This is a genomic window from Hyphomicrobium sp. DMF-1 (assembly GCF_027886585.1).
Taxonomy (GTDB): domain Bacteria; phylum Pseudomonadota; class Alphaproteobacteria; order Rhizobiales; family Hyphomicrobiaceae; genus Hyphomicrobium_C; species Hyphomicrobium_C zavarzinii.
The window spans coordinates 4,364,094-4,380,419 of record NZ_CP115706.1 but is presented as its reverse complement, the minus strand read 5'-3'; the positions used below and the strand labels follow the sequence as shown (position 1 = coordinate 4,380,419).

13 protein-coding genes and 1 pseudogene are annotated in these 16,326 nt (G+C 59.9%); 7 read left to right on the top strand and 7 right to left on the bottom strand.

What is annotated here, in order from left to right:
- Nucleotides 1-39 precede the first annotated feature (39 nt).
- Nucleotides 40-1,155 carry an acyltransferase family protein gene (locus PE058_RS20185; RefSeq protein ID WP_271029298.1) on the top strand — a complete coding sequence of 372 codons (1,116 nt, stop codon included), beginning with the start codon at nt 40-42 and terminating at the stop codon, nt 1,153-1,155.
- Nucleotides 1,156-1,447: 292 nt separating this feature from the next.
- Here PE058_RS20185 and PE058_RS20180 read toward each other — a convergent pair whose 3' ends face one another.
- The 7 genes from PE058_RS20180 to PE058_RS20150 form a co-directional block, all read right to left on the bottom strand.
- A complete protein-coding gene (locus PE058_RS20180) occupies nt 1,448-4,600 on the bottom strand; it encodes an efflux RND transporter permease subunit (protein WP_271029297.1) in 3,153 nt (1,050 codons plus the stop codon).
- The gene (locus tag PE058_RS20175) at nt 4,597-6,033 is read right to left on the bottom strand and encodes an efflux RND transporter periplasmic adaptor subunit (protein ID WP_271029296.1); all 1,437 of its coding nucleotides are present in this window, start codon (nt 6,031-6,033) and stop codon (nt 4,597-4,599) included. Before PE058_RS20175 ends, PE058_RS20180 begins: the two co-directional genes overlap by 4 nt.
- On the bottom strand, nt 6,030-6,425 hold the full coding sequence (locus tag PE058_RS20170) for a FixH family protein (RefSeq protein WP_271029295.1): 396 nt from the start codon (nt 6,423-6,425) through the stop codon (nt 6,030-6,032). Before PE058_RS20170 ends, PE058_RS20175 begins: the two co-directional genes overlap by 4 nt.
- A 110-nt stretch (nt 6,426-6,535) precedes the next feature.
- Nucleotides 6,536-6,913 carry a hypothetical protein gene (locus PE058_RS20165; RefSeq protein WP_271029294.1) on the bottom strand — a complete coding sequence of 126 codons (378 nt, stop codon included), beginning with the start codon at nt 6,911-6,913 and terminating at the stop codon, nt 6,536-6,538.
- A gap of 178 nt (nt 6,914-7,091) precedes the next feature.
- Nucleotides 7,092-7,466 carry a hypothetical protein gene (locus tag PE058_RS20160; protein WP_271029293.1) on the bottom strand — a complete coding sequence of 125 codons (375 nt, stop codon included), beginning with the start codon at nt 7,464-7,466 and terminating at the stop codon, nt 7,092-7,094.
- Nucleotides 7,467-7,493: 27 nt separating this feature from the next.
- Nucleotides 7,494-10,631, bottom strand: coding sequence for an efflux RND transporter permease subunit (locus PE058_RS20155; protein ID WP_271029292.1), 3,138 nt, complete (start codon nt 10,629-10,631; stop codon nt 7,494-7,496).
- 9 nt (nt 10,632-10,640) lie between these two features.
- Nucleotides 10,641-12,176 (bottom strand): efflux RND transporter periplasmic adaptor subunit, encoded by a 1,536-nt coding sequence (locus tag PE058_RS20150; RefSeq protein ID WP_271029291.1) that lies wholly within the window; start codon nt 12,174-12,176, stop codon nt 10,641-10,643.
- Between the two features lie 573 nt (nt 12,177-12,749).
- Here PE058_RS20150 and PE058_RS20145 point away from each other — a divergent pair.
- The 6 genes and pseudogenes from PE058_RS20145 (at nt 12,750) to PE058_RS20120 (ending at nt 16,306) form a co-directional block, all read left to right on the top strand.
- Nucleotides 12,750-12,956 (top strand): hypothetical protein, encoded by a 207-nt coding sequence (locus tag PE058_RS20145; RefSeq protein WP_271029290.1) that lies wholly within the window; start codon nt 12,750-12,752, stop codon nt 12,954-12,956.
- Nucleotides 12,957-13,097: 141 nt separating this feature from the next.
- Nucleotides 13,098-14,153: a DMT family transporter gene (locus PE058_RS20140; RefSeq protein WP_271029289.1), complete on the top strand. Its 1,056-nt coding sequence runs from the start codon at nt 13,098-13,100 to the stop codon at nt 14,151-14,153.
- Nucleotides 14,154-14,386: 233 nt separating this feature from the next.
- Nucleotides 14,387-15,046 (top strand): cation transporter, encoded by a 660-nt coding sequence (locus PE058_RS20135; protein WP_271029288.1) that lies wholly within the window; start codon nt 14,387-14,389, stop codon nt 15,044-15,046.
- A gap of 119 nt (nt 15,047-15,165) precedes the next feature.
- Nucleotides 15,166-15,345, top strand: a pseudogene (locus tag PE058_RS20130) (integrase core domain-containing protein); the annotation flags it as partial.
- Between the two features lie 274 nt (nt 15,346-15,619).
- A complete protein-coding gene (locus tag PE058_RS20125) occupies nt 15,620-15,916 on the top strand; it encodes an AbrB/MazE/SpoVT family DNA-binding domain-containing protein (protein ID WP_271029287.1) in 297 nt (98 codons plus the stop codon).
- Nucleotides 15,917-16,306, top strand: coding sequence for a type II toxin-antitoxin system VapC family toxin (locus tag PE058_RS20120; protein WP_271029286.1), 390 nt, complete (start codon nt 15,917-15,919; stop codon nt 16,304-16,306).
- The last annotated feature ends 20 nt before the right edge of the window (nt 16,307-16,326 follow it).

Below are 16,326 nucleotides of genomic sequence, written 5' to 3'. Positions count from 1 at the left end.
CTCCCGTGCGACCTTCGGCCAAACAACAAGGCCGAACCAATGAACGGATACCGGCAAACCGGAAGCCTCATCCCGGAAGACAACAGCTTCGGCGCGGTACGGCTGGCCGCGGCCTTGGCCGTGGCAGTGAGCCACGCGGTCGAGATCACAGTCGGAAACGTATCCTGGGATTATGTGCATCAGATCACCGGCTATACGCTTGGCCAGCACGCGGTGCATGTCTTCTTCATCCTGAGCGGCTTCCTGGTGACGGCGAGTCTCATGCGGACGTCGGACCTGACGCGGTTCGCTGTCGCGCGGGTGATGCGGATTTTCCCGGGGCTCATCGTATGCGCGATATTCACGGTGGCGGTGCTGGGACCGTTGATTACGGTATGCCCATTGTCGAGCTATTTCGCCGATACAGGCCTCGTGAGGTACGTTGCCGAGACGACCCTGCTGATCACGGGACGGGCGGAGCTGCCTGGCGTCTTCACCACAAACCCGCTGGCTGGCCAGATCAACAACTCGGTCTGGACGCTCAAGTACGAGGTGCTTTGCTACGCTGGTCTGGGGCTTGCATTCGCGGCGGGTGTGCTGCGAACCTCTCTCAGGGCCCAGGCCTGGCTTTGGCTCGCGATTTCTGTGCTCGCGGCATCTTACGTTGTCCCCGGCCTTATCGAGGCGAAGACCGGCCCCGACGTGGTTCGCCGATTCGGACTTTGTTTTGCAATGGGCTCTGCGGCATTCTTCGCCCGGCATTACGCAGGACGAGCTTCGCTCGTGGTCATAAGCCTGGGCGCGCTTCTCGCATTATGGTCGACGCCGATGAAGGTGCCAGCGATGGTGTGTTTTGAGGCCAGCGTGGTGTTTTGGCTTGCGAACCTCAGGCGCCCAGCCCTGGCCAGTTTCACAATGAAGCATGATTTTTCGTACGGGATTTATCTCTACGGCTGGCCGGTGTCCCAGGCGCTCGTGCAGGTTTGGACAGCGGCAACGCCGGTCGAGGTAGCCGCTCTCACCCTACTCATCCTTGTGCCCATAGCTGCCGCCTCATGGCATCTGGTCGAGCAGCCAGCTCAGCGTCTGGGCCATAAGCTGGCCACAGCCCGTCCGGTGCATGCATGGAGCAGGAGAGGCGCAGGCTGGCAACAATCCCGACCGCAGCAACCGTGAAGCACTCATGATGCGGGGGATTTTGCTGGCTCGAACCAGAAGCTCTCCTCGCTGTTTCGCCAAGTTCGCAGCTGCTCTGTACGTCCCTACGTGGAGCAGCGAGTTTTTGGGTGATGCCGCGGATCACGCGATTGGCGGCGATGCGATAGAGGCCCTATGGCGGCCGTCTTGGCCGTCATCAAACCAAAGTCGGTCGAGCGCCTTGCGATGTCCGTGGATCGGCAGCAGATCACGAGCGACTTGACCAACCTCCTACTCAACCTAGTCCACCGTCAGACTACCCGGCGCGTTTCTATGCGACAGCTTGAGGTCGGTGATCTCTCACAGAATCTTCTACTCTAAGGGGCCATCCTTTCACGATCGCATAGACTGCTGGGATCACGATCAGCGTCAGCAGCGTGGATGACACCATCCCGCCGATCATCGGCACGGCGATGCGCTGCATGACCTCCGAGCCGGTGCCGGTGCTCCACAGGATGGGCAGAAGTCCGGCCATGATGGCGACGACGGTCATCATCTTGGGCCGCACGCGCTCGACGGCGCCGACCATGATGGCTTCGTAGAGGTCGGACCGCGTGTACGGCTTGCCTTCAGCCGCGCGCTTGGCCTTTTTCTCCTCCACCGCGTGGTCAAGATAGATCAGCATGATGACGCCGGTTTCGGCAGCGACTCCAGCCAGCGCGATAAATCCGACCGCGACCGCCACCGACAGGTTGAAGCCCAGCCACCAGATCATCCACATTCCTCCGACGAGCGCGAAGGGCAACGACAGCATAACGATCAGCGTCTCGGTCAACCGGCCAAAGTTGAGATACAAGAGCAGGAAGATAAGCATCAGCGTCACCGGCACCACGAGCTTTAGCCGGGCTTCGGCTCGTTCCAGGTATTCGAACTGGCCGCTCCACACGAGGTACGTTCCGGCTGGCAGCTTGACCTGGTCCACGACCGCCTGCCTGGCGTCGGCGATGTAGCCGCCGAGGTCGCGGTCCCGGAAGTCGACGAAGATATAGGTCGCGAGCTTGGCGTTCTCGGTGCGGATGCTGGTTGCGCCTTGGGTGCGCCGGATGTCGGCCACCTCGCCGAGCGGCACGGTTCCGCCAGCGGGTAACGAGACCAGGACATCCTTGGCAATGGCCTGCGGATCAGACCGCAAGTCGCGCGGATAGCGGATGGCGACCGTATACCGCTCGCGCCCCTCGACCGTCGTTGTGATGGGGTCGGCGCCAAGCGCCATCGCTACCACATCCTGCACGTCGGCCACCATCAAGCCGTAGCGCGCCAATCGCTGACGGTCGGGGACGATTTCGAGATAGAAGCCACCAACGACCCGCTCAGCGTAAGCGCTCGACGTGCCCGGAACCGATTTGAGAACGGTTTCGACCTCGCGGGCAACCTTTTCCATGGCCGTAAGATCCTGACCAATCACCTTGACGCCCACGGGCGTGCGAATGCCGGTCGACAGCATGTCAATGCGCGCCTTGATCGGCATCGTCCAGGCATTGGAGACGCCAGGGAACAGCAGCGCCTTGTCCATCTCCTGGATGAGTGAGTCCACCGTGACGCCCGGCCGCCATTCTTCCTGCGGTTTGAGATTGACGATGGTCTCAAACATCTCGATCGGCGCCGGGTCGGTCGCGGTCTGCGCGCGCCCAGCCTTGCCGTAGACCGAAGCCACCTCCGGAAACGACTTGATGATTCGGTCCTGCGTCTGCAGCAGCTCCGCCGACTTCGTGACGGATAGTCCCGGCAGCGTTGTCGGCATGTAAAGCAATGTGCCTTCGTTGAGGTTCGGCATGAACTCGGTGCCGACCTGCATTGCTGGCCAGATGGAGACGCCAAGCACCGCAAGCGCAAGCGTGATGGTCAGTGTCTTGGCTTTAAGCACGCCCCGAATGACCGGACGATAGACCGCAATCAGTGCCCGGTTGAGCGGGTTCTTGTGTTCCGGAATGATGCGCCCGCGAACGAACAGGATCATCAGGGCGGGCACCAGCGTGACCGATAGAAGCGCCGCCGCCGCCATCGCAAAGGTCTTGGTGAAGGCCAGCGGGCCGAACAAACGTCCTTCCTGGGCCTCCAGCGTGAAAATAGGTAGGAACGATACGGTGATGATGAGCAGCGAGAAGAACAGCGCGGGCCCGACCTCGGCTGCCGCTTCGATCAGAATTTCGCTGCGCGGTTTTTCGGGTGCGGCCCGTTCCAGGTGCTTGTGCGCGTTCTCGATCATCACGATCGCCGCATCGATCATGGCGCCGATGGCAATGGCGATGCCACCAAGGCTCATGATGTTGGAGCCGATGCCGAGCATGCGCATGGCCAGGAACGCAAGCAGAATGCCCACAGGCAACATCAGGATGGCGACCAGCGCGCTGCGCACGTGCAGCAGAAACACGATGCACACCAGAGCAACGACGATGCTTTCCTCGATGAGCGTGGTTTTGAGTGTCTCGATGGCGCGGTGAATGAGATCGGAGCGGTCGTAGACCGGCACAATCTCGGTGCCCTGCGGCAACGCCGGCGCGATTTCCTTGAGGCGGTCTTTGACGCTGTCGATGACGGTCAGCGCGTTGGCGCCGGAGCGTTGCAAGACGATGCCGCTCACTACCTCGCCGTCGCCGTTCAATTCCGTAATGCCGCGCCGCTCGTCGCCGGCCAGTTCGACACGAGCAACGTCTTTCAACAAGACCGGAGTGCCGCCGTCGGCCTTGACGACGATGCTCTCGAGGTCGGCCACACCCTTGAGGTAGCCCCGGCCGCGCACCATGAACTCGTGCTCGGCCAGCTCCAGCGTCCGGCCGCCGACATCCATGTTGTTGCCGCGAATAACCTCGCGGATTTTTCCGAGTGGGATGCCGAGGCTGCGCAGTCGGCCCGGATCGACGACAACGTTGTACTGCTTGACGAAGCCGCCTACGCTGGCGACCTCAGCGACGCCCTCCGCCTTGGACAGACCGAACCGCACCTCCCAGTCCTGTAGCGAGCGGAGCGCCGCAAGCGACATGTCTTTGCCTACCAGCGCATATTGGTAGACCCATCCGACCCCGCTGGCGTCCGGGCCGAGGGTCGGCGTTACGCCCGACGGCAGCCGCTTGGCCGCTGCGTTGAGATATTCCAGAACCCGCGAGCGGGCCCAGTAAATGTCCGTTCCATCCTCGAAGATGACGTAGACGAAGGACACGCCAAAAAATGAGAAGCCTCGCACCACTTTGGAGCGCGGCACGGTCAGCATCGACGTCGTCAGCGGATACGTGACCTGATCCTCGACCACCTGCGGCGCCTGACCCGGATACTCGGTGTAGACGATTACCTGCGTGTCCGAGAGGTCAGGGATCGCATCGAGCGGCAGCGTGCGAACCGCCCAGACGCCGGCCGCCACGGCAAACGCCGTGGCAATAAGCACCAGCATCACGTTCCTGGCCGACCAGGTAATGAGGCGCGCGATCATGGCGTGACCTCCGGCTTCGCGGGCTCGGAGAACGCCTTCAACGCCGCCTGCAGATTGCTTTCGGCGTCAATCAGGAAGTTGCCATTGACGACGACACGATCGCCCTCCGCCACCCCGTCGAGGATCTCGGCAAAGCCGTCGCCTCTGCGTCCCACTTTGACGGCCCGCGGCTCGAAGCGGCCCTCGCCGCGATCCACCAGCACCACTTGCCGCGCACCGCTGTCGATGACAGCGCTTGTGGGCACTGCCACCACCGGAACTCCCTCTCCCGTGGAAATGGCTACGTCGCCGTACATGTCAGGTAAAAGAGCGAGATCGGAATTCGCGAGCTCGATGCGAACGCGGGCTGTGCGCGTTTCTTTCATGAGATGCGGATAGACGATAGCCACATTGCCTTTGAAAACGCGTCCGGGCCAGGCGCGCGTTGTGACCTGGACCGGCTGACCAACTTTGAGAGCATCGATGTCGCCCTCCGCAACGTCGGCCATCATCCAAACCACGGAATGGTCCGCGATGCGGAACAACACGTCGCCGGCCTTGAAGGCTTGGCCGTCTACGGCATTGCGTTCCAAGACCACTCCATCCAAGGGTGCGCGGACGATGAACGTATTCGGTACCTGCCCCGTTCGCCGAACAGCATCAATGAATTCCAATGGCGCGCCCAAATTCTCAAGCCTACGGGCAGCGCCAATGCTGCGGCCGTTTCCTTCAGTTTTGTTCGACGACTTACGCCGGTCAGCATCGATCTCAACTCCGAGGTTCGCTGCCCAGCCCACAACTTCTTGACTGAAGAGCGTGACAAGCTCATCGCCTCTTTTCACATGAGAGGCGGTGGTCGCCGGCCCCACGCTCGCGACAAATCCGTCGTAGCGCGGCGCCACGACCGCTATCCGGCGTTCGTCGAGTTGCACAACACCGGGCGCCTTGATGGTGCGCGTCAGAACCTGCCTTCCAATCAGCGCAGTCTCAACGCCCGTACGCTGCAGTTTTCCGAGCGACACCTTTACTGAACCGTCGTCCGAGTCTTCGACTTCATAGACAGCGATGTAGTCCATCCCCATCGAATCCTTTTTGGGCACTGGCGAAGTGTCGGGCAGGCCCATTGGATTGCGGTAGAACTTGATCTTTCGCTCACCGGGTGCGACCTCGGCCGCTGGCTCAGCATCGAAGTTCACGTCCTCGCTGGCGAGTACGGGCACATAATCGCGACCATCATCGGTCTTGCGGGGCGTCATTGAGTAGAATGGCCGCTTGTCGGGGTCACGATAGTAGATGGCTCCCCCCGAAGGCGTAGCGGGGGACGTCTCGGAAGTCGTTGCGGAAGGTTGGACCTGCGGCAAGTGAAGCAGACCATTTTGGCCCGCCCACACTCCGGCGCCCGCCGCGACCACCATGGCCGCAGCGGTTGCCTTGTTCCTGGCGAGGGAGGTCATGGCAGTGCTTTCACGATGAGCTTGCTTTGAACAGTGCCTTCCTCGCCCTGCACCTTGGCGCCGAGCGAAAGCGCCCAGCTGCCCGCCATCATCAGGTTGGTCCTGAAAAGATAGACACCGAGCTCGCTTGACGTGACCGGCTCAAGCGGGGCGGTCTTCGCCTCCATTTTGTCTGGCCCCATGTCGATGCGCTTGGCGAAAATCACCGCGTCGGGGATGGCTCGGCCCGAGGGCTTATGGACGAGCTTGACGGCAATGGTCGCCTCGCCTTGTTTCATGTCGTTCTCGTCGAGCCGAAACTCGTAGTCCTTGATGTCCGCCCTTGCTGTGGTCGCAAGGGCGGTGAGCAGCGCACTGCCGAAGGCAGCTGCGCGCAGATGTTTGTGGATCATTTGTGTATCTCCTGTTGTCGTGAACCGTCGCGACGGCCGTCACTGGCCGACGCGTTCAACGGCCACGGCACACGTGCCGTAACCATTGATCGCCCGTTATCGGGCGTGGATCAGACGCTGGGAGGTCGGAGAAGAGGTGCCACAAGTGAGCTGGCTACAACGTCGTCAGCGATCGGCGATAACCGCGCCGCGACGGCCATTTCCAGATGCACACCACTTGCAGGAGGTGGCACGAGCTGCTGGAAGCACTTGACTAAGCAGGTCCCAATTTCCGGGCATACCTTCTGCGGGCAATCCGGACAGGATTTCTGCTGCGCCGGCTTATGACAAGGCATTGCATCGGATTTCGCCATGTCTCCGGGTGCGGCTTGATGAGCGGTGGCCATCGCCAGCGTGTAGGTGCTGGTCAGCGGCAATGTGACCAGCGCCCCGAGCATCGCAAAGATGCCGAGGACTCCGAAACACCGTCGGTAAAAGCGTTTTTTCACGGTAGGAATCGTGGCACAGGTTCCTTGGTTCGGCAAGCATAACGCATGTAACGGCCGGCGCGTTAACTTTATTCGGGCCGGACAAGTCTGGCCCTGTGCCGGGGCAGGTAACTCCACGGGCCAAACGCCAACCGCCCGGCAGCACTCGTCTGGCGATTGCTGCCGGGGATTATGCTGGCTACCTCACGGTAAAGCGGGCCGATACGCCATGCCCATCTTCTGTTTTTCCAGAGAGCAGCACGATCGCGCCCTTGTTCAAAGGTGTGGAGAGCGGACCGACAAGGTGGTCGCCCTCGACCGTCAACTTGATCTCGGACTTGGTTCCGGCGTCCTGAACGGTCGCCTTGATGGTATTGTCTTTGGCCGACAAAGGCTTTCCGTGATTGGTGAGGTAGAGGACGAGCCTTGTCGGCTCGATCACGAGTTCGGCATCGTGATGACCGGCGACGACGGCAGTTTGTCCGCCATGCTGTCCTGCCTTTTGCGCCAAAGCGGGACCTGATACCGCCAGAGCCACTGCGAGAAGACTGGCGGTCAGCGTGCTACGAGGCATGTTGCGTTCTCCGTTCAATGTGGGGGATCAATAGGCTTCGGCCACACCGTTTCCGATGGCGGCCGTTGTGTTCGCTGCAGCGCGTTCAGCGACAAGCGCCTCCAGCGGTTTGCGGCCAAACCTCAGAAACAACAACGGTGTTAGCACCGTGTCGATTATTGTAGCTGTGACGAGCCCGCCGAAAATGGTGACCGCAACGGGATGAAGGATTTCGCGCCCCGGCTGGTCGGCCCCGATCAACAATGGAATGAGTGCGAGCCCGGCAGCGAGGGCCGTCATCAAAACGGGTGTCAGGCGTTCGAGGCTACCGCGTATGACCAGCTCCCGTCCAAAAGTCTCACCTTCAAGCACGGCGAGGTTTATGTAGTGACTGATCTTGAGGATGCCGTTGCGTGCCGTGATGCCGGCCAGCGTGATGAAGCCAATCATACTGGCGACCGACAACGGTTGTCCGGCAATCCAAAGCGCCACTACGCTTCCGATCAGGGCCAGCGGGATATTCATAAGAATAATGGTGCTGAGCACGGCAGACTGGTAGCGCGAGTAAAGCACCAGGAAGATCAGGGCGAGAGAAACGAGAGACAGCAGCGCGATGGTGCGCGTCGCCTGTTCTTGTGCCTGAAATGTGCCATCGACGCGGATCACGTACCCGGAGGGGAGATCCATCTCGGAGGTGATGCGACGGACATCCTCGACTATGGCCGCCATGTCGCGCACGCCGTCGCCGTTACCGAACAGCAGGATGCGGCGATGCCCGTTCTCCCTGAGAATCTGATTCGGACCCACTGTCTCGTCGACACTCGCCACATAGTGAAGCGGCACATAGCCGGTCGGCGTAGGGATCAGGACGTCACCCAAGGCGCGCGTCGACCTGTTCTCGTCAGACAGGCGCACAACGACGTCGAAACGGCGCAGTCCATCACTGACCTGTGAAACGACGCGGCCATTCGAGAGGCCTTCAATCGCCGATGTGACCTGCGCGGGAGACAAGCCGTAGATCGCAGCGTTTTCCGCCGTGGCTCGGACGCGAATCTGCGGGATCAGCGTTTGCTTCTCGACGTTGAGATCAACGAGACCCCGAACGGCTTTCAAACGTGTGTTGAGATTGTCGGCAAGCGTGCGGAGCACGTCCAGATCCGGGCCGAATATCTTGATTGCAATCGCGGCCCGAACGCCGGAGAGCATGTGATCGATCCGGTGCGAGATCGGCTGCCCGAGCGCCACCGACACCGGCAGAACGGATAGTTTTTCGCGTATATCCTCGAACACCGCTTCCTTCGGCCGGGTTGAGCGCTCGAGGTCTATGTCGAGTTCGCTCGCGTGGACGCCTTCGGCGTGGCTATCGAGCTCCGCGCGCCCGGTGCGCCGGCCGACGGACTTGACCTCGGGGACCGTCATGACAAGCCGCTCGGCCGCGAAACCCAAGCGATGCGATTCCGCGAGGCTTATGCCGGGATTGTATTGCATGCCAACGAGAAGGGTCCCTTCGTTGAAGGGCGGCAAGAACGCACGCGGCAACAGCGCCGCGCCGACACTGGCCAATGCGACCGCGCCGACAATTGGAAGAACAACGGTACGGGGGTGGTCGAAGGCCCACCGAAGCAGCGAGCTATTGCCGGCCTTGAGCTCACGCACGATGGCAGTGTCCTTGTGCACCGATACCCGCGTGTTGCGTAGAAGGTAATAGGAAAGCACCGGAGTGACCGTGATGGCCGTCAGCAGGGATGCCAGGATCGACACGATGTAGGCAACGCCTAGCGGCGTGAACAGGCGGCCCTCGACGCCACTCAACGCGAACAGCGGCACGAAGACCAAAACGATGATGAACGTCGCATAGACGATCCCTGAGCGGACCTCTCGGCTGGCGGTGGCGATCACCTGTATGGCAGGGAGCGGCTGCGGAAGCTGGGAGTTGTTTTTGAGCCGCCGAAGAATGTTCTCCACGTCGACGACCGCATCGTCCACCAACTCGCCGATAGCAATGGCGAGGCCGCCCAGCGTCATGGTGTTGATGGTCAACCCAAAGATGCTGAAGACGAGAACCGTCACCAGGATCGAGATCGGGATGGCCGTGAGCGAAATTACGGTGGCCCTCCAATTCAGAAGAAATAGCACCAGCACGATGGCAACAACCGCGGCTGCCTCGATCAACACCGACTTCACGTTCTCTATCGATCGCTCAATAAAGGTGGCCTGGCGGAACTGGATGTTTGTTGCGTTCACGCCGTCGGGCAGCGTCCGCTGTAAGGCGGCCAGCTCCGCTTCGACCGCAGCGGTCAAGGGCAGAGTGTCTGCCGTAGGCATCTTCTGGATGCTCATGATGATGGATGGCGCCCCGTTGTATCCGGCTTCGCCACGCTTCACGCGGGGGGCAAATGAGATATCTGCAATCTCATTCAGAAGGATCGTGCGGCCGCCATGCTGCGCCACGGCGACATTGCGCAACTGCTGGAGATCGACAGCATCGCCAACATTGCGAATAAGAAACTCGCTTCCGTGCTGATCGACAAAGCCACCGCCGAAGTTCATCCCGAAATTGCGCACGGCCGCCTCCAGCGTTTCGGGCGTTACGCCGAGCGTCTTCATGGCGACGGGGCTGGGCGAGATCTGGAACTGGCGCACCTCGCCGCCGATTGGAATGACCTGCGCCACGCCGGGGATCGCCAGAAGTTGCGGTCTGATGGTGAAATCGGCGATTTCGCGCAGTTCCATGGGCGACAGCTTCGGCCCGGTCAAAGCCACCAGCATGATCTCGCCCATGATCGAGTTGATACCACCGAGAGACGCGACAGCGTTGCGCGGCAGGCGATCGCGGATGCCGCCGAGCTTCTCGGTCACGAGTTGACGGTTCCGGTAGATCTCCGTTCCCCAGTCGAACTCGACATAGACGATAGAGAGGCCGACACCGGATACCGAGCGCACCCGCCCGACGCCGGGAAGACCGTTCATTGCTGTTTCGATGTGGCGCGTGACAAGAAGTTCCACTTCCTGCGGCGCCATGCCGTCGGCTTCCGTTTGTACCGTTACGATAGGCTTCGTTAAATCAGGAAAGACGTCCATTGGAACGCGGGGCAGCATCATCATGCCGTAACCGACCAGCAGGGCGGCTACGAACAGGACGATCAGGCGATGACGCAGACTGGCCGTGACGAGAATGTTGAACATCGATCAGCCTCACCGGATCTGGTTGATGAGAGCAGCCGATTGCACGGCAATCTTCTCGCCAGCTTCGATTCCTGCCGTCAGCAGCACACGCTCCCCATCCACATCGACAAACTGAACCGGCTTCGGTTCGAAGCGCTCCGGTTCGATATGCCTGAAGACGACAAACTCGCCGTTAGGCGCCTGAACAACGGCGGCGCGAGGGATCACGATCCCGCTCATCGGCTTGCCGGTCTCCGCCAGCACCGTGACTTGGCGGCCGATGTCGAGGCGCGAGGGGTCGGCAGCCTGAAACTTAATGGCTGTCGCATGCTGCGCGAGTGACGGGCTACGCGAAACGAACTGCAAGTTTTCCGGCGGAAGATTGTTGACTACGGCGCGCGCCGCTCCCAACTGATCGACGTCGACGGTCTCGTACGCCAGCGCCTCAATCCAAGGTGAGCGTGGCTCAACAATCTGGAACAGCACATCCTTCGGTGAAACGACTTGCCCGATAACCGCTTGGGCCGTTGCGATCACGCCATCGATCGGCGCGGTCAGGGGCTCGTTGCCCCTCTTCCGTTGCGCCATCGCCGCGCGACGACGCTCTAAATTCGCCACCTCGATCTCGGCGGTGCGGATGCGTTCGGCCGGAAAGGTGCTGAATTTGCGGAATTGCTCTAGGCGGTTTATGGCCAGCGCGATTTCCTGATCGAGCTGGCCCGCCGTCTGCTCGAAATCCGACCGATCAATCTCGGACATGACGGGCTGCACGAATCCCAGCACTTCGCCGGCACGGACTTTCTGTCCAACTTGGGCAAACTTTCCGTTGTACGGCGTTATCCGCCCGTCGACCGTGCTCTGAACGATTGCAGTGTGGTTCGGATTCGAAATCACGCGTCCCGGCATTCGGATGGCGCGGCGGACCGTCTCTGCCCCGACATAGCGTGACCGAACTTCAATAAGCCGTTGCGTGGGCTTGGGCAAAAACACCGACCCGTCCGACAATCGACGCGGACTGTCGCTCGCGCCATCGGCGGATTCTGGGCCATGCGCATGACCCTCATCTCCGGAATGTCCCGGTCCAGCAGTTGCCGGGTCGCCGAAAAGCAGCGCTCCGGAAGCGAACAAGACCAGGATGTGAGCAAGCATCGCACGACGTGAGAAAAGCCCGCCAATCAAGCTGCCGGCCACAAGCACTATGATACCCCCGAGTGCTGCCCAACCGGCTGGAATGGGCCGGTCGAGCCATCCGCGAGGCGACGTTGGGTCATGTGCGGCGTGTTCGGATTTCTCACCGGGAACGAGCAGCGTGCCCCCCAAAAGATCGAAGGTCTGTCCGTCCGTGATTGAGAACTCGAGCACGTTTTCGCCAGGCTTTGCGACGGTTGCTGCCGGCAGCGTATATGTGCCGTCCGACGTCGCCTCCGCGACCACGGTTTTGCCGTCCGCTGAAACCTCGACTGTGGCATCGAGAACCGGGCTGTTGTCCTGCTCCCGGTCGAGATAGATCGTGAGCAGGTCGTTCTTGAGAATGCCAACAAGCTGGAAGGCTTCGGACGTTCCCACGACGCGCGGACTTTGTGACGAAGCGGCTTGGGACGCATCATGCGAGTGCCCTTCGTCGCCGCTATGACCAGGACCTGCGAGAGAGACCGATCCCAACGATAACAGAAGCGCACACACGAGTGCGACGGCACGCATTGCGTGCGCCAATGGCCCTTTCGCGGGCCCGGCAAGATGAAGCATGATCAGAAACCTAGGTCAGAGTGACAGACAATAGATATGCGGGCGCCAACGCGCGGTCATGCCACTCTAGGAGGTCTTTCGGAGGCTTCGCGGCGATTTGTAATGCGCCTCGCGGGCTCGATTTGTCTCCAGACGTGTTGAAGACTTGTAGCTGTCCAGTGAGTCGCCTCTACTTCGGCGAGCACGACACTGGCGCCATGGTCATGGAGCTGGGCCATAGCTCCATCTTCTGAATTCGAACTTCCCTCGTTGGTCAGGCCGATAGCCTCTAAGTCGGAACCAAACCCATGGTCATGGTGGTCGTCATCGCCATGATGATGGTGATTGCTATCGTAGTTGGGCTCGTGTGCGTGGATGTACCCTGAGAAAGCTCCACCGACGAGATTGATAGCCATGAATGCGATCACGACGCTAGCGATGATCCGGCGCAACCAAGCGGTCGCGGGCGTCATCCTGTCAGACCTTGCCGAGAACAGAGCCAAGTATGTCATTTCCGCCGGAAAGTTGCATGTTGGCAGTGAGTTCGTCAAATCCTCCGCCGTTACTGCCACATCCCTCACTTTGAAATGCGGCCTGACCATGACCGACGAGCAAACCTGAACGAACCCGGCTTTGACGTCGCCGCATCATTCGCGCGGGTCAAAAACTCACCGCGACAAACGTAGTTTCGCAATTGAGCGACTGCTACGCCCGCGCCAGAGTATCTGGCCGTCTTCCCGTCAGCTATGTACTATCAGATCCATGAACCGTCATGCCGTCATCCTTGCTCTCGCCTCCGCTGCCCTGTTCGGCATTTCGACCCCGGCCGCCAAGTTTTTGCTTGGCGATATTGATCCAATTGTTCTTGCCGGCATCCTTTATTGCGGCGCTGGTATCGGCATAGGTATACTCCGGCGGTTTACGCAAACCCTACCGGCGGGCTCTACTCCCCAGGAAGCGCCCCTTGACGCCAAGGACATGCCATCGCTAGCCGGAGCGATCGTGGCCGGAGGAATTGCTGGGCCGATTCTCCTCATGGCGGGTTTAGATCGAACCGAAGCTTCGACAGCGTCCCTGCTCCTGACTTTGGAAGGCGTTGCAACTGCGCTCCTGGCCTGGTTTGCCTTTCACGAGAATTTCGATCGCAGAGTTGCGCTTGGCATGATCTGCCTCGTGGCGGGAGCGGCCGTTCTAGCGTGGTCGGGCAGGCCGACACTTTCGAGTCTGTTCGGCCCAATGCTTATCGTCGGAGCTTGCATCGCCTGGGGGCTGGACAACAATCTCACACGCAAAGTCTCACTTGCTGATCCTCTGCAGATTGTCGAAATCAAGGGCCTGGTTGCTGGCTCAGTCAGTTTGGCGCTCGGATTGCTGCTCGGGGGCACGCTACCGAAAATCTGGCCTGCGATTATGGCAGGACTCGTCGGCTTCCTCGGCTATGGCCTGAGCCTTGCCTTGTTTGTCCGCTCGCTTCGTTATCTTGGAACAGCAAGAACCGGTGCGTACTTCTCGACCGCTCCGTTTCTTGGAACATTTGCATCGATCCTTGGGCTGGGTGAACCTGTTACGGTCCAGCTTGTTGTCGCGGGCAGCTTAATGGGGCTTGGGGTGTGGCTTCACCTTACTGAGCGGCATGAGCACGAGCATGTCCACGAAGCGCTTGAGCACTCGCACTCCCACGTTCATGACCAGCATCATCGGCACGTGCACACTGCTACCGATCCAGCGGGTGAACGCCACACGCATCGGCATCGCCACGAGCCTCTAAAGCATACGCACCCGCATGTGCCGGATATGCATCATACCCATCGGCATTAATGCCCTCTGCGAACTCCACGGATAAAGAGAATCTTGCCAGACACCAAGGAGATCAAGCAATGCGGCTCAGCGGGACTGCTGTTCGGCCGGCATTTTTGCTCCGTCGTGCTGCCATTGCCCCGTTCAATTTACAACAAGGTCGAGGTCTACGCTGGAGGGGAAATGACGCCGTCGAGATTTCTCATCCATGAGCCGCGCACATTGCGCTGTTTACCAATCTGGCAGTGTCAAAAATGAAATCACGCGAGCAAAAAATGCAGGCCGGCAAATCCCGGCGACGCAAGGACCAAGGCACCCAATGCGGGTTGCTCGATCTAGACGAAGCCCCTTCCGGGCACCGGGTCGCTCTTTTGATTGTCATCGCGATCACAGGCTCGATGTTCGTCATCGAGATGATCGGCGGTTACCTGTCTAGCTCGCATGCTCTCACAGCGGACGCCCTGGATTTCTTGCATGATGTGCTTGTTTATGCATTAAGCCTTGCCGTGATTGGAACCACAAAGCGCACGCGCGCGGCCGCCGCTCTGCTTATGGCCGGAATTTTGTGCGTGACGAGCCTCGGAGTTTTAACCTCAGCGATCTATCACTCATTCATTCCGGAGCTGCCACACGCCGGCGTGATGGGTTTCGTTGGCGCCCTCGGCATCTTGGCTAATCTCGGCAGCATTGCCATCCTGGCGCCCCATATCGGGGAGCGCCGCCTGTTTAGTATCTACGAAGAGAATAGTCGACCAAGTATACTCGGGAACATCGCCGTCATCGCGACAGCTGTGGCGGTGTGGGGTTTACAGTCGCCTTGGCCCGATCTCGTGATCGGGATCGCTGCTTCAGCGCAGCTCTTTCGGTCAGCTCTACAAATGTTGCAGTCGGCTCTACGCGCGCGATGCCGTTGAAATCGCCCGTCAAAAAGGGTAATTCAAGCGCTTTCCATGGCGATCGGTGCCAGTTCCCATCGCTATACCAACGGCGGCCGCAGCAAGGCCAGTGGCATCGACTGGCAATATATTAGCGCGGCAAACCGCAGCAGAACTCTTTCGTCGAGAGTTTCAACGGGCGGCTGCGCGACGAGCTCTAGAACGAGACGCTGTTCTCCAATGGAGGACGCCCGCATAAGAGCCTCAACGGGCTCACGCCGAGCGAGTTTGCAAGGAGGTCCAACGTGGACCATAACCAGAACGGACTCACCCTATGAGCGAGTACCAATCGTGGGCAGGGCCAGGACTTACAAACGCAAAGTGTCGAGCAGACTCGCGAGATGGGATTCTTGCGTGACGATTGCGAGAAGGATTTGCGTCCGTCCGCGCGGCTCTCCAAGCCCCGCAACACGACATCAATTTGCTAGAGCGGCGCATGGAGAGAGTTGAGGATGACGTTCGCCTGATTAAACGAGCAACGGAATTTCCCGAAGACGCGGATGCCTAGGGCAGCTCTCACCGATCATTTTCCATAAGATACATTATCACACTTTGCGAAAGGAATATATTCCCAATGCAGAAAATCAGGAAATCTGCTATTCTGAAATAATGGAAACGACCTTTCTTACCGAGCGCGGAACATTGACGTTGCCTGCAGCCATTCGAAAATCTCTCGGGCTGGCGGGACGGCAGCAGTTCATCGTCGAGGCTACACCGGAGGGAGAGATTGTGTTGCGTCCAGCGTTCCTTGCCCCCATCGAGGTCTACTCTGAAGGCCGTATTGCGGAATTTGAGCGAGATGATGCGGCCCTGGGCGCTGTGCTGAGACGCCGCGGGCTTAAGGCATAAGTGCGCGCCTTCCTCGACGCGAATATTCTGTTTTCCGGGAGCAACCCCCAAAGCGAATTATTCTGGTTCCTCTGCTATCTACGGCAGTCGCATTCTTTGGTGTGCAGCGGTTTTGTGTTGGCAGAAGCGGAGAGGAATCTGGTTTTGAAGCGCCCTGCCTGGGTCGACTCGTTCCATGAGGTCAAGTCCGGTCTTGAGATTGTGCCGGAAAGCCCGCTGCTTGTCGAAGTTGACCTTCGGGACAAAGATCGCCCCGTACTGGGCGCTGCGATTGGTGGCCGTTGTCAGTTTCTACTTACAGGAGACAAGCGTGATTTCGGACACTTATACGGCCAATCGATCGAGGGTGTCATGGTTGTCGATGTCGTTACGCTAGCGGAGCTAGTTTGAGCCCAGTGGTTCAGTCGGAA

Excerpts from the sequence above, each read along its gene's own strand:
- PE058_RS20185 (WP_271029298.1), top strand. The coding sequence starts at position 40 with ATGAACGGATACCGGCAAACCGGAAGCCTCATCCCGGAAGACAACAGC.
- PE058_RS20180 (WP_271029297.1), bottom strand. The coding sequence starts at position 4,600 with ATGATCGCGCGCCTCATTACCTGGTCGGCCAGGAACGTGATGCTGGTG.
- PE058_RS20175 (WP_271029296.1), bottom strand. The coding sequence starts at position 6,033 with ATGACCTCCCTCGCCAGGAACAAGGCAACCGCTGCGGCCATGGTGGTC.
- PE058_RS20170 (WP_271029295.1), bottom strand. The coding sequence starts at position 6,425 with ATGATCCACAAACATCTGCGCGCAGCTGCCTTCGGCAGTGCGCTGCTC.
- PE058_RS20160 (WP_271029293.1), bottom strand. The coding sequence starts at position 7,466 with ATGCCTCGTAGCACGCTGACCGCCAGTCTTCTCGCAGTGGCTCTGGCG.
- PE058_RS20155 (WP_271029292.1), bottom strand. The coding sequence starts at position 10,631 with ATGTTCAACATTCTCGTCACGGCCAGTCTGCGTCATCGCCTGATCGTC.
- PE058_RS20145 (WP_271029290.1), top strand. The coding sequence starts at position 12,750 with ATGAATGCGATCACGACGCTAGCGATGATCCGGCGCAACCAAGCGGTC.
- PE058_RS20140 (WP_271029289.1), top strand. The coding sequence starts at position 13,098 with ATGAACCGTCATGCCGTCATCCTTGCTCTCGCCTCCGCTGCCCTGTTC.
- PE058_RS20135 (WP_271029288.1), top strand. The coding sequence starts at position 14,387 with ATGAAATCACGCGAGCAAAAAATGCAGGCCGGCAAATCCCGGCGACGC.